We start from the raw sequence: 13,345 nt of genomic DNA, 5'->3' as shown, positions 1-13,345 counted from the left end.
TTCCTCCTTAGGCCGCTCTGGCCGCGGCACGTTTCAGCGCTCGCTCGACCATGATGCCGCCGACATGTTTGCGGTATTCAACCGGACCTCGCCCGTCGCCTGCCGGCGACATGACCGTGATGGCGGCTTCCGCCGCCCGCTTCAGGGACGCGTCGTCCAGTACCGTACCGATCACGGCCCGCGCAGCGTCCTCGGCGAGTAGCGGCGTTTCGGACAGGTTGGTGAGACCGATCGAGCAGGTGGCCACCTTGCCGCCGCTCATGGTCAGCACGACGGCCGCAGCGGCGGTTGCATAGTCGCCGATCTTGCGCTTCAGTTTTTCATACGCGTAGCCATGGCCGGGAGGCTGCGCTGGCACGGAAACCGCGGTGAGGATTTCGCCCGGCTCCAGCGACGTGAAATAGGCGCCCTGATAGAAGTCGCCTGCAGCCTCCTCTCGCACGCCGTCTGGTCCTTCGAGGCGATAGGTTGCGCCCAGCGTCATCATCAGCGCCGGCATGTCGTTGCCGGGATCGCCATTCGCCACATTGCCACCGATCGTGCCGCGATAGCGCACCTGCGGGTCGGCGATAAGCAGTGCCGTCTCTCGCAGGATGGGCAGGGAGGATGCGATCACGTCGGAGGCAAGCAGTTCGTGCTGTGTGGTCATCGCGCCGATGACGATGTTGTCGCCTTCCTGGCGAATGCCTTTCAGTCCCTCGACGGCGTGAAGGTCGATCAGATGCTCGGGTGTCGCCAGCCGCAGCTTCATCATCGGGATGAGGCTGTGACCGCCCGCGAGCGGACGTGCTTCTTCGCCAAGGTCCGAGAGCAGCTTGATGGCGTCGGCCATCGAAGCCGGACGATGATAGGTAAAGTGTCCCGGTATCATGCTTCCTCCCTTCATCCTTGCGTCTTACAGGCACGGATGTTGGGTGGATGCTGTCGCGGTCATCCTATGTCAGGCAAGCAGATGGACGGCTAAGTCTCACCAATGCTGGGCTTTCGCACTAAACACCGGTATTCACGCACGAATTGTGACAGCAATCCTGACCTGTCGGCGATCATGCCGGATCGACGTTCCGACGGGTAAGGCCCAACCGGGCTCTGAGCTCCGCTGTTCTGGCACGGCTTACGGGAACCAGGTGCCGAACCGGCCCATCCAGTTCGACCACCGCTCCCTCGCCTTCCTTGCGGACGAAAGCGACATGCGAGATGGCAATGATGTGGCTGCGGTGAACCCGCATGAAGAAGGCCGGATCGAGATTCGCTTCCGCTTCCGAAATGGACCAGGGCGACATGCGTTCGCGGCTGCCATCATGGACCATCGAGTAGTGGGTATTGGCCGTCACGCTCCTGATATCCGCCATGTCGATGAAGTGTACTCCGTCGGCGCCTTCAAGGGGTATGCGTGGCGAAGGCACGGGCCGCGGCTGGCCCAGTCCGGCGAGGGGCAGTGGCCTGCGGCGCAACGGGATTGTCGTATCGTGGTCAGAGGCGGCGTCTTCTACGGCGATCGCGGTGGCTGCGTCCTGCCCTGGAGCCGCGGGAATCGCTCCCGAAAGCGCCAGACCATCGTGCGGGCGCGATTCCGGAATCAGGAAAAGCAGGAAGCCGGCGGCGATCAGGAAGCACAACAGAGACACCACCAGTGCGAGTGCCTGTGGAGAGGCGACAAATCCGTCCGCGCCATGATGAGCCAGCTCCAGTGCCGGTTGAAAACGCATCCCGTACATTGCGGTGTAGTGCATGCCGGAGACAGCGATGCCGAAGGCAACAGCGCTCAACGCCAGTCGGGTTCCGACCTGCCGCGCCAGGAAGATGCGGAGCCCTCCATAGGCCGTTCCAACCGCGATCAGGGCTGCAAGCATGATCATGGAGTGCTGGTGCTCGATATGAAACGCGCCAGCCAATCCGTGTATTCCGACATAGTGCATCGAGACGATGCCCACGCCTAAAAGCAGCGCTGAGACAGTCACTCGTCCTTCGGAGGGCTCACCTATGCTGACGAAAAAAAGCGAAATGCCGACCACCAATGCGCAGATCAGGAACGATATGATTGTCGGAAGCACGAGGTAGGTGGTGTCATCGGGGATCGGCGCGGCAAGCATGCCGACGAAATGCATCGTCCATATGCCGATCGCCAGAAAGCCGGCGGCCCAGGCAAGAAGTTTGCGACGATTCACGCCCTGCGCGGTGCGAACTCGCGCGGCCAGACCGAAGCCAGTATATCCTCCCGCGATCGCGATCACCACCGAGAGCGCGATCAGGTAGGGGTTGTGCCCTACAAACATATCGGTACCGGCGCGCGAGACGTCCTCCCGGCCGCGCGCTCTCTCCCTGCCGGGTATTTTACATGTGGTTCGTGTGGATTGACAATGCGCAGCCTGAAGGCCCCGGCGATGCGCGCTGTCATAGCCAACGAAAGAAGAGATTTCCTCGCGGCGGCGCGCGCCCGAAGGAAGTTGTGATCTCGAGCCAACGCCATGTGCCACAACGTCGACGTACGAACCGCCGCGGATACGGCGGTAGTCGGTCCGGTCTTCCATCGCGACAGTCGCTTCGACGGCACCATGGGAAGAACCATTGTCTTCAATCGCGTGTCGGCCGCTGAGGCCGGGCAAGCTGCGGCAGGTGAGAACGGCGGTGGAAAACTAGACCACGGTAGCGGCGGGATAGTCCTGCTGCGGGCGGCGTAAAATCCGGCCACCTCGTGCCGCTGGCGCACCCGGCCGGGCACGCACAGGCCGACTTTGGCGAGGCTATGGTGGTCATCGGCGGCGTGGAGCAGAAGGCGCACTTCTTCGTGCTCGATCTGCCGCATAGCGACGCCTGCTATGTTCGCGCCTATCCTGCGGCTGTGGCCGAGGCCTGGGTGGACGGCCATATCCATGTGTCGCTTTCCATTTAATTATGCGAATCGGACGTCAACGATTTCAGCATGTTGCCCGAGCAGTTAATTTGAGAATGGGCATTTAATTTGATAATCCAACTTGGACTTTGTCACTTAATGTGAGAATGAGGTTTGCGATGGTTTTCCTCGCGAGCCTGCTATGAGCGATCCACTTCCAGACGAGATTGAGGACGTACTTTGGGATGAAGCGTGCCGACGGGGGGATGCGATCCGCAGCTTTCTGGAGCGCAATCCTGACGGCGCAACGGCCGGAGATGTGGCGGAACTCGCGGCTGCGCTCAATCTTAGTCAGGCGACAGCATACCGGTTGATCAAGCTGTTCCGCGCCGGCGGGACCATCCTGTCTCTGGTCGATCGTAAACGTGGGCGACCACAGGGGCACCGCGTACTGGACGATAAGCGGGAAGAGATAATCCTCACCACGATCAAAGCATATTACCTGAAGCGGACCCGGCCGACGGTTTCGCAGCTGGTCCGCGATGTGCAGACGAACTGCATATCGGCGGGGTTCAAGCCACCGCATCGCCGGACGATAGTGGCTCGCCTTGAGGACATCGACCTGCAACAGCGTGCCAGGCGACGCGGCGAACAGAAGATCGTCAAGGCGACAACGCCCGTTCCCGGGACGTTCGGTGCCTCCCGCCCCCTGGAGATGGTCCAGATCGACCATACGAAGGCCGACGTCTTCGTTGTTGACGAGGAGACCCGGCAGCCGGTCGGTCGACCGTGGCTGACCCTGGCGATGGATGTGTGCAGCCGGATGGTCACCGGTTTCTATCTCACCATGGACGCGCCGTCCCGGCTGTCGACCAGTCTGTGCCTGTTGCACTCCGTCTTCGACAAATCGGCATGGTTGAGAGAACGCGAGATCACTGAGCCTTGGCCCGTTGCCGGGCTGCCGGACACGGTGCATGTCGACAACGGCGCCGACTTCCGCAGCCGGGCGTTCAAGCGCGGATGCCAAGACGCCGGCATCGCCATTGAGTGGCGGCCACCGGGTGAGCCCCGCTTCGGCGGTCACATCGAGCGCCTGATCGGCACACAGATGGGAAGGCTGCACCTGCTCCCAGGGACCACGTTCAGCAACGAACAGGACCTGGGAGACTACGACTCGAAGCGGCACGCGGCACTGACACTGCATGAACTCGAGAGGTATATCGCACTCGACATCGTCGGCTCCTATCATCATTCGATCCATGGTGGACTGGGCCGCCCGCCGATTGCCGTCTGGCGAGACCATGAGGGTGAGATTCCACTTCGACTGCCACAAGATCGAATGCGCTTCTGGCTCACCTTCCTGCCCGAACAGGAGCGAACACTACGGCCGACCGGCGTTCATTTGTTCGGCCTGCGCTACTGGTCGGCGGCACTCAGCGCAGACGTCGGGCGTTCCGACCGGCGCCTGCTTGTCAAATTCGATCCACGCGACATGGCGCGTATCTTCGTTCGACGGCCTTCAGGAAACTTCGTGGAAGCCCGCTATGCCGACTTGACGTTGCCTTCGATCACCCTGCACGAGGCGGTGACCGCGCGACGCACCCTGCTGGCGAAAGGCCGCCGTGAAGTCGACACCCGCGCAATTGTCCGCACCGCCATCGCACAGCGGGAATTGCTCGAGACGGCCACCAGGAAGACGGCAGCGGCACGACGCGGGACAACTTCTTCAAAATCGAAGGTGGATGATCGGGGATGGGGCTCGCTCCGCGGTGTCGATTCCAGCAAACCTGTACCCTTTGTTGAGGATGCAGATTGAGCTGGAGTAAAAATGAACGACGAAATCTCCCATCTCACCGCTGGAGCTGTCGCGCTCCTTTCCGAAAGCGATGAACGCCGTATCAGAGCCATACGGTCACGCCGCTGGGTGCTCTACCCACGCGCCAAGCAAGCGCTCGACCGGCTGAGTGCGCTCCTTGATCATCCGCGAGGCACGCGCATGCCCTCGGTCGCGATCTACGGGGACAGTGGCATGGGCAAGACCATGATCATGAAGCGGTTCCGAGACAAGCACCCACCGAGCTTCAATCCTCTGACGGGCACACTGAAGACACCGGTCCTGGCTATGGAGATGACCAGCCGCCCGGGCGAGCGACGCTTCTACGCCGAACTGCTCACCCTTCTCGGCGCGCCTCAACGGCCGCGCGCCGACATTGCCCAGATGGAGCAGGCCGCCTTGCGGATTATGGAAGCGATCGGCGTGCAGGTGTTGGTGATCGACGAAGTGCACAACATCCTCGCTGGAACCTACCGCGAGCAGCGTATCGTGCTGAATACGCTGCGCTTCCTCAGCAACCGACTCCAGATCTCGCTGGTCTGTTTCGGCGTCAACGAGGCGCGCGAGGCTATCGGTGGCGACGTTCAGCTTGCGCGCCGGTTCGAGCAGTTCACACTGAGCCGGTGGGCCGCGAACGAACAGTTCGAGAACCTGGTGGCGTCGATCCTGCGCAATACGCCGCTGCGTCGGCCCTCAGTTCTCACGGCGAAATCGCTGCGGCGAATGCTGCAGATCACAGAAGGCATCACAGCCAATATCTTCCACATGATCAACGTTCTCGCCATCGAGGCTGTCGAAAGCGGCCGCGAGCACATCACAGACGAGATGGTGGAGAACTGGGAGCCTGAGTTCGACGCCGAGGCGGCATTCGCATGATGAAGCACACACGGCAGTTGCCTGTGCGGTTGCCGCCCTACCCCGACGAACTCCTGTCCTCCTGGATCAACCGGCATGCAACCTTCTACGCAGTTCCACCGCTGGTCATGTTGCGGCATTGCCTGCCGGAGGCCTCCACGATGCGAGCAGCCGATCTCCATCTGTGCAATGATCAGGAAATCCGCTTAGCCAACATGTTTGCCACCGAGCCGGCCGTCGTGCATCGGATGACCTTCACAAATGTCGCGCAATCATCGCGTCGGCTCATCTCCACGCGGCCAACGCAGGTCTGCCCATGTCCGGCGTCAGCGCTGATGGGACCAAATTGGCTTAACTGAGAGAGGAGGATTTCTGGCTCATCGTAGCCCTTCAAGAGGAGCGAAGATGAGACAGAAAGCCGGGACAGGGAAAGCGCCAGCGGAGAAGGTCATCAAGGACATCCGCCGGGCCACCCGCAAGCAATATGGAGCGGAAGAGAAGATCCGCATCGTGCTGGAAGGCTTGCGCGGCGAGGAGAGTATTGCTGCGCTGTGCCGGCGCGAGGGGATCGCCGAGAGCCTCTATTACACTTGGTCGAAGGAATTCCTGGAAGCTGGCAAGAAGCGGCTTGCCGGCGATACGGCGCGTGCCGCGACCAGCGACGAGGTGAAGACGCTGCGCAAGGAGACCCGCGACCTCAAGGAGGTCGTCGCCGAACAGGCGCTGGAGCTTCGGATTCTCAAAAAAAGCATGATCGCGGATGGGGGAGACGACGAATGAGATACTCCGCATCCGAGAAGCTGGAGATCATCCGGCTGGTCGAGCAGTCGCACCTTTCGGCGCGTCGCACGCTGCAGAAGATCGGCATTCCGCGTTCGACCTTCAATCGCTGGTATGACCGATTCCTCACCGGTGGCGCCGATGCGCTGGAGGACCGCAAGCCTCGACCGACGCGGGTCTGGAACCGTGTCCCCGATGAGGTTCGGGACCAGATCATAGAGCTGGCGCTGAACGAGCCGGAGCTGTCGCCTCGGGAGCTGGCGGTCACCTTCACCGACACCAAGGGCTACTTCGTCTCGGAATCCTCGGTCTATCGCCTGCTCAAGGCTCATGACCTGATCACCAGCCCTGCCTTCATCGTCATCAAGGCGGGCGACGAGTTCCACGACAAGACGACAGCGCCGAACCAGCTCTGGCAGACCGACTTCACCTATTTGAAGGTCATCGGCTGGGGGTGGTTCTATCTGTCCACCGTGCTCGACGACTTCTCCCGCTACATCATCGCCTGGAAGCTGTGCACCACGATGAAGGCCGACGATGTCACCGATACGCTGACTATGGCGCTGCAGGCTTCCGGCTGCGACAGCGCCAGGGTGGTGCAGCGGCCGCGGCTGTTGTCCGACAACGGCCCCTCCTATGTGTCTTCGGACCTGGCTGCCTGGCTATCCGGCCAGGGCATGGAGCACACGCGCGGATCGCCCGCTCATCCCCAGACGCAGGGTAAGATCGAGCGCTGGCATCAGACGCTCAAGAACCGCATCCTGCTCGAGAACTACTTCCTGCCGGGCGATCTCGAGCAGCAGATTGCGGCCTTTGTCGAGCACTACAATCACAGCCGCTATCACGAGAGCCTCGGTAATCTCACACCGGCCGACGTCTACTTCGGGCGTGGCCATACCATCATGCTGGAAAGGGAAAGGATCAAACGCGAAACAATCAGGCATCGCCGCTTGCTGCACCGGCAGGCAGCAGCCTAAAATGACAATCCTGATGGGCCAGAGCCTCCGTTAGCTCACCGCGCCATTTGTCCCAAAATCCCTGACGACGGACACGCAGTTGGAACGGGAGGATGGACAGCGGTGAGTGCGGTCTTGCCGAGCATGGCGGTGCTCCAGGTCAAGAAGAGGAAAGCCCGGCTCGGGGCCGGGTGAACGGTTGGTGGGTGCGGGTGATCCCGACCGGCGTTCGTCGTCATTCGTCGGCGCGCGTCGGCGCATCCGGTGGAACGTAGGCTTCGTAGGGATTTCCATCGGCGAGGTGCCCGAATGGGGTGAACAGGTACTCCTCGCCGTCGAAGGAAACGGTGCAGATGACGTAGCGGGGCTGTCCGGTGATCGCGTCGGAGCACTCGAGAAGTGCGAGGTCATCATTTTCGGCGGCGCGCAGCATCGTCCTGAAATTCGCGCTCGCATGATCGGGAATGCTCATGGCATTTCTCCTTAAGGGAACCGGAGGAAAGGCGGCCCCTCGCCTCGCTCATGTCCGGCCGGGGTTTTCCTTCCCTCAGGTGATGAAGATGCCCTTCGAGCGGCCGCCTCGCGGGCGGCGGGTCAAGGGCCGCGAAGCGGGCGAAGCATCCCTTGACGCGTCGACGGCGCATGCGGCAGCCAAGCTCAACTCCCTGCTACTTCCAATCGACCTGTTGTCAGTCTATATTCTGGTCAAAAGGAGCGCCCGATGAAACTTACCGAACGCGTCAGACCCATCAGCTACCTCAAGGCCCACGCACCGGAGATCATCCGCGGACTGGCGGACGGTCACGAGCCGGTCGTCATCACCCTGCACGGCGAGGCGAGGGCGATACTGCAGGACGTTGCGCGCTACGAGGAAACGCAGGAGACACTGGCTCTGCTCAAGGCGCTGGCGCTGACCAATGCGCAAGTCGAGGCCGGCAAGGTCAGACCGGCGGGCGAGGCCTTCAAGCGGATTCGCGAGCGCGTGAAGCGCTGAGCATGGCCTATCGCGTGCTCCTGGCCGAGGATGCCGAACGCGATATCGAGGACATCTTTCGTTTCATCGCCCAGCGGGAGTCGGTCGCCCGAGCCGACCAGGTGCTCACTGGGCTCGATGATGCCTGTGGCCGGCTCGTCGACATGCCTGAACGCGGCAACGTTCCGAAGGAACTGGCGAGCCTCGGAATCACCGATTATCGCGAGGTCCACTACAAGCCCTTCCGCATCATCTACCGGGTCTTGGGGAGGAACATCGTCGTGTACTGTGTCGTCGATGGGAGGCGCGACATGCAAAGCTTCCTCGAACGGCGTCTCCTGCGCTGACCGGATCTCCCGCCAGCGCCCGCCATGCCTCAGGCAGCCTGAAGTGATGCGCGCAGATCCTCGTTCCAGTCATCGCCGCGTGGCGAAAGGCGCTCGTGTGCGCACCCCAGTTCCTCCCCGATCGCCGTGATGCGTCTGGCGTAGACGTCGCCCTGGCGGTTGTTGTCCGTGGCGGCGACAAGCAGAATGCCCTGGATGCGCGCATAGTCGCGGATCGCCGCCTGGGTCGCGGGCGCCCATCCACCGGCGGTGCTGACATAGGCCGTATCCAACCTGAGGTCTTCAAAGGTGGCAAGGCTCATCGCGTCGATCGCTGCTTCGGTGATACATAGGCGGCCAGGATTGGCCGGCCCCAGCCGGAACAGCTCCTTGTCGCCGCCGGTCGCGAAACCACGCCAGTTCGGCCCGCGCTCTTCCCATCCGACGACAAGGTTCGTGGCCGTCATGTGCGCTGCCCACATGCTGCCATAGGGTCCCTCGCGTAAAAGGCCCTGGCGGACAGCAGCGGTGATCACCGCGTCCGGTATGGCACGCTGGCGCGAAAGATACCGCCAGGACGCCGATCCCGGCCAGGGCCTTGCACGGCCGCCCCAGCGGACCTCGACTGATGCCGGGGAAGCCTTCGGCCGCTCCTGGACATGGGGTTTCTGCGCCGGAACGTATCCGACGAGATTGCCCACGCGGTCCAGTGCCTCCGCAAAGCTCGCGGTACCGAGCCTTCGAGCAAGGTCGAACACGTCGCCCTTGTCCTCGGCCGACAGCGGATCGAACCAGCCGCGGCCGCCGTGAATGACGATGATAATCTCGCCCTCGCCGCGCCTGTACTTGACCGCCCCGCGGGTGCTTTCCTTTACGTCGATCGCCCACCCGTCATCATCGAGCAAGGCTTCGCAGGAGACCTTCTCCCGCAGCTCTTCAATTTCCCTTCTTTCCATTCTCTTTTTCGCAGGACCGCCTCGTGGGCGGTCCTGCGCCTTTCCTCGCCTGGGGTTGCTTCTTCCGCTCGTGGCGGAACGCCACCCCGCCGGGCGCGAAGCCGGCCGGAGGCAAGGGCGCGGGCGCGATCCCGCGAGAACTCGCGGAAGCGGCCGCGGCCGCGGCGAAGCTTCCCTTGCGTCCGGCCAGGCGCAAGCGGCACCGGCCGCACAGCCGGTTCGCTTGAACCCCGGACCTGCTGTTCCCCTGCCTGATGCGCGGATCGCCTCCTCTCGGGTTGCTGTTGAGGAAATTTCGTGAATCAATGCATGTGCGGAGGTGGCGGACCTCGGAGCGATGGAGGCGATGCGGCGGTTCAGGATTGGGAAGAGCGATTTCGAGGAGGACGGTGTAGGCTTGGGGGAAGCGCTAGCCGATGCCTATCGGCGCAAGGTACGACCGCTGTGCCTGTGCAGCAAACCTGGGTCGCGGATGTACATCGCCAAAATCGGCGACCACTACATCGTCAAGCGCATGCCGCTCAGCGGCGGCGAGCACGACCCTTCATGCGAGTCTTTTGAATCACCATACGAACTTTCCGGTCTCGGCGCATTGCTGGGAAGTGCGATCCAGCTCGACTCGCAAAGCGGGATGGCGGCACTCAAGCTGGATTTCAGCCTGTCGAAGACCGGAAGCCGTGCGGCGGCAGCTCAGACCGGACCGGGGTCGAACAGTGTAGCAGGCGAGACGAAGAGGCTCTCGCTGCTAGGGCTTCTCCACTATCTCTGGCACGAAGCCGAGTTGACGGTCTGGACGTCGCGTTGGGCCGGCAAGCGGCACTGGTGGAACGTGCAGTGGCATATTGGCGAGGCCGCGAAGCAGATGATCGTCAAGGGAAGCTCCTTGGCCGAAATCCTCTACGTGCCGGAGGCATTTCGGAAGGAAAAGAAGGAGGCGATCGAGAAGCGGCGCATGGAGGCGCTCTTGCCGGCTATCCCGCCGAAGACGGGGTCGAGGCGGTTGATGGTTCTCGTCGGGGAGGTTAAATCGTTCGATCCCGCGCGCACCGGCCACAAGCTGGTGGTGAAGCACATGCCGGGTTTTCCGTTCATGGTGGACGATGTCCTGCACCGTCGCATTCTATCCCGGTGTGAGAAGGAAATTTCGCTGTGGGAGGCGGATGATCGATCTCATCTGATGGCGATCGCGACGTTCGGTCTGAATCCGGCCGGTTTGGCGATCATCGAGGAGACCGCCTTGATGGTCGTGGGTGAAAACTGGGTTCCCTATGAGACGATCCATGAAAAGAAGCTGGTCGATGCGCTTGCGAAGGTGAGCGAGAAGAGCGTGAAGGGCCTGCGCTACAATCTCCCGGCCGATCAGCCGATCGCGAATGCACTTTTCCAGCATAGGCCGAGCCCTGTGGCGCTCTACATTGTGCCGGTCGGCGCTGGTGAGAAATACGAGGCTGCGCTTGAGGAGATGATCGCCGCGCGACCGGAGATCGGCGCCTGGGTCTGGCGGGTCGGAGATGGCGACATTCCGCTTTTGCCGTAACGGCAACAGAAGATCTGGCGTTCGCGGTCCATCAGCACGGTGAATCGGTAAGGCTGGACCGATTCAAAATAGTCGTTGGACAGCTCAAGAGAAAAGATTGAGCGAGTCACAATGGCGAGGGACGAGGGATATCGCGATTTGAAGCTGAACGTGCTGCGGCTTTGTCCGGTGCCCCGGTTCGATGACGGGCTTTGCTTGCTTGTCGTTTCGGCGGGTGTAGGCTTCGCCGGCGACATCGGCGAATTCGACAATGGAAGCCTTGGAGAGCCTGTCGAGATATGGCTCGCACGTCGGCGCAACAAGCTGGGTACAGAACCCCTAGCGGGTGGACGATAGCGGTCCGTAGCGCTACATGCGATGCCGAGCCTTGCAACAATCCGGTTTTCATCAAGAGAAAGCAAATGAAGCGGCAGACCCGACCGTTCGTGGTGGAGGTCAAGAAGAGACGTGGTGGCCTGGTGGGGAAGCGTCCGATCTGGGCCGGCACCGATCTGGCGGCGTTTGCGAAGGACGCCGCTTTTTCGCCGGAGGCGCCCGATCAGCGTGCGCAATTGCCGGGGCGGTATACTCCGAAAGACGCATCATCGAACACGGAGGAACAGGACGCTCAGTCACATGGTGCTGAGACGATCGTCCAAGCAAAGTACGATTTTGATGTGACCAAGTCCGACACCGAAAAGGACAGCGCCGCGGTTCGGGCCGAACCGGCCGAGGGAGGATCGCGACGGATACGACGACGCTGCCGGTTGCACAGGCTAGCTGTCGCGGATCTACCGAGAGGTCAGCGCTGGAAGCGTCGACTGCCGGCGGTGCTCATGCGTCACAAGAAGCGGGAAGCATGTGCGTCGCCGTATCAGCGGATTAGTGGATCAGTGCGAGCGCGGAGGATCGCCGCTCGAGGGTCATGACCGTGTCAGTCATGAAGTTACGGGCTCGCCTTCCCGGAACGCGCCTTCTTTCGTCCAGATCAGGAGGGAGGGGGATAGCGGGAACAACCTCTCATTCGAGATCCCAGCCTCCTTCCAGAAGGTCTGCGTGAAAGTCGAGTAAGAGATCTGACGCGAAATCGGCGATCTCTATCGACCATTCGCAAATGTGCGGTGAGCCAACCTTGTCCCGTATAGATAGCGTGTGGGCCAAATCTGCAACATGGTGGTGCCTGAACTCAACATCGCCGTCCGCATGGGGGACGCCGCCCAGCATCTGTCAGGCATGAAGGACTCCAAGGTCATCATCGCCATCACAAGGACGAGAAGGCCAATCCTGCAGATGGCCGATTATGGCCTCGCTGGCGGCCCGTTCACAGCTGCGCTGGTCACCGTGAAAGCGCTGTGTTGCATCTTCGTCCGCTTTGCGGAGAGACAATTTACGACACCTCGGTGCTGTGCGCTTTTCGTGTTCGTGAGTCGGGATCTCGCAGATACCGCTTCATCTTGCCATCAACCAGAGGACGAACTATTCATCTCTGGATGTCGATCTTTTCTCGCCATCTTTGCGACGCCCGGCAACCCCTTGAGGGTGGATCGGCACAGCTACGCCTCAATTGTGCTCAGGCCAGGCTATTCCCTTGAACAACTGGTCGACAACCGCCTGCGCAACCTGATCAGGTGAAAGGTCTCCGTCAGGCTTGTACCAACGTCCAATGCCGTTGAGACTGCTCAAAACAGTGAAGGTGGCGATCTTGATGTCGCAGGGTGGTATCGAGCCGTCCTCGACCGCATCGCAGAACAACGATCGCACCTGGTTATCGAAGCGCCGTTTCTGCTGGCTGACGCGCTCGCGGCTTTCCTCCGACAAATCCGCAGTCGAGATGCGCGCGGTGCATTTGCCATAGTCTTGGGTCAGAATCTCCGAATAAGCGACCAGCACGTCGCGTAGACGTTCCGCGCCGGTCTTCGCCGCCTCGCCCTCTCTGTTTAACGTCGCCTGGATCATCTCGAAGCCGGCCTCGAAGCAGGCGACGAGTACATCCTCCTTGTTCTTGAAATAGTAGTAGATCGTCGGCTTGGTGACGCCCAGCTCGCTGGCGACGTCGCTCATCTGCGTGGCCGTGTAGCCTCGCTCGCAGAACATCGACGCAGCCGTCCGCATGACGGCCTCACGCTTCATCTGCCGCTCGCGGTCCTTGTCTTCCGCCGAAGGAAACGGGGAGGCCCGCGCCGTCATGATCGATTGCTGCACTGCGCTTTCCTTGAGAATCCGTTGGCCCGCCATCTGGAACCTACACCAACCCAACGCGAAATCATAGTCCCGGAGAAGCTGAATTTACCCGCTAGTAAGTCGACATTAAGTATGGTA

12 protein-coding genes and 1 pseudogene are annotated in these 13,345 nt (G+C 61.5%); 8 read left to right on the top strand and 5 right to left on the bottom strand.

Annotation, left to right across the window (positions count from 1 at the left end):
• Positions 1-7: 7 nt before the first annotated feature.
• Both FY036_RS07575 and FY036_RS07570 read right to left on the bottom strand, forming a co-directional pair.
• Positions 8-871 carry an FAD binding domain-containing protein gene (locus FY036_RS07575; RefSeq protein WP_148914111.1) on the bottom strand — a complete coding sequence of 288 codons (864 nt, stop codon included), beginning with the start codon at positions 869-871 and terminating at the stop codon, positions 8-10.
• 172 nt (positions 872-1,043) lie between these two features.
• On the bottom strand, positions 1,044-2,273 hold the full coding sequence (locus FY036_RS07570; protein ID WP_148914236.1) for an MHYT domain-containing protein: 1,230 nt from the start codon (positions 2,271-2,273) through the stop codon (positions 1,044-1,046).
• A gap of 419 nt (positions 2,274-2,692) precedes the next feature.
• Here FY036_RS07570 and FY036_RS07565 point away from each other — a divergent pair.
• From FY036_RS07565 to FY036_RS07545, 5 genes and pseudogenes are all read left to right on the top strand, one after another.
• Positions 2,693-2,872: pseudogene (locus FY036_RS07565) on the top strand (IS21 family transposase); the annotation flags it as partial.
• 160 nt (positions 2,873-3,032) lie between these two features.
• The gene (locus FY036_RS07560; protein WP_148914110.1) at positions 3,033-4,646 is read left to right on the top strand and encodes a Mu transposase C-terminal domain-containing protein; all 1,614 of its coding nucleotides are present in this window, start codon (positions 3,033-3,035) and stop codon (positions 4,644-4,646) included.
• A gap of 12 nt (positions 4,647-4,658) precedes the next feature.
• The gene (locus tag FY036_RS07555) at positions 4,659-5,540 is read left to right on the top strand and encodes a TniB family NTP-binding protein (protein ID WP_148914109.1); all 882 of its coding nucleotides are present in this window, start codon (positions 4,659-4,661) and stop codon (positions 5,538-5,540) included.
• Entirely contained in the window at positions 5,537-5,878 is a 342-nt protein-coding gene (locus FY036_RS07550) for a TniQ family protein (protein ID WP_235897577.1), read from the top strand. The genes FY036_RS07555 and FY036_RS07550 overlap by 4 nt, the downstream gene beginning before the upstream one ends.
• A 46-nt stretch (positions 5,879-5,924) precedes the next feature.
• A protein-coding gene (locus FY036_RS07545; RefSeq protein ID WP_148914108.1) for an IS3 family transposase occupies positions 5,925-7,276 on the top strand; the annotation gives its coding sequence in 2 pieces (ribosomal slippage) (positions 5,925-6,261 and positions 6,261-7,276; 1,353 coding nt in all).
• A 214-nt stretch (positions 7,277-7,490) separates the two neighbouring features.
• Here FY036_RS07545 and FY036_RS07540 read toward each other — a convergent pair.
• Positions 7,491-7,727: a DUF6117 family protein gene (locus tag FY036_RS07540; RefSeq protein WP_148914107.1), complete on the bottom strand. Its 237-nt coding sequence runs from the start codon at positions 7,725-7,727 to the stop codon at positions 7,491-7,493.
• A 249-nt stretch (positions 7,728-7,976) separates the two neighbouring features.
• On the opposite strand from FY036_RS07540, the gene FY036_RS07535 reads away from it, so the two are divergent.
• Together FY036_RS07535 and FY036_RS07530 are read left to right on the top strand one after the other, a co-directional pair.
• Positions 7,977-8,249, top strand: a complete 273-nt coding sequence (locus FY036_RS07535) for a type II toxin-antitoxin system Phd/YefM family antitoxin (protein ID WP_148914106.1) — start codon at positions 7,977-7,979, stop codon at positions 8,247-8,249.
• A gap of 2 nt (positions 8,250-8,251) precedes the next feature.
• Entirely contained in the window at positions 8,252-8,575 is a 324-nt protein-coding gene (locus FY036_RS07530) for a type II toxin-antitoxin system RelE/ParE family toxin (RefSeq protein ID WP_148914105.1), read from the top strand.
• Between the two features lie 29 nt (positions 8,576-8,604).
• Here FY036_RS07530 and FY036_RS07525 read toward each other — a convergent pair whose 3' ends face one another.
• On the bottom strand, positions 8,605-9,510 hold the full coding sequence (locus FY036_RS07525) for a DUF3991 and toprim domain-containing protein (RefSeq protein ID WP_148914104.1): 906 nt from the start codon (positions 9,508-9,510) through the stop codon (positions 8,605-8,607).
• 346 nt (positions 9,511-9,856) lie between these two features.
• Between FY036_RS07525 and FY036_RS07520 the strand changes: the two genes are divergently transcribed.
• Positions 9,857-11,047 carry a DUF1173 domain-containing protein gene (locus FY036_RS07520; RefSeq protein ID WP_148914235.1) on the top strand — a complete coding sequence of 397 codons (1,191 nt, stop codon included), beginning with the start codon at positions 9,857-9,859 and terminating at the stop codon, positions 11,045-11,047.
• Between the two features lie 1,539 nt (positions 11,048-12,586).
• On the opposite strand, the gene FY036_RS07510 is transcribed toward FY036_RS07520, so the two are convergent.
• Entirely contained in the window at positions 12,587-13,228 is a 642-nt protein-coding gene (locus FY036_RS07510; protein WP_161601110.1) for a TetR/AcrR family transcriptional regulator, read from the bottom strand.
• Between the last annotated feature and the right edge of the window lie 117 nt (positions 13,229-13,345).

The sequence above is a fragment of the Neoaquamicrobium microcysteis genome, assembly GCF_008180155.1.
Lineage (GTDB): Bacteria > Pseudomonadota > Alphaproteobacteria > Rhizobiales > Rhizobiaceae > Aerobium > Aerobium microcysteis.
The sequence above is the reverse complement of the archived record's forward strand: the minus strand, read 5'-3'. Positions and strand labels throughout refer to the sequence as shown.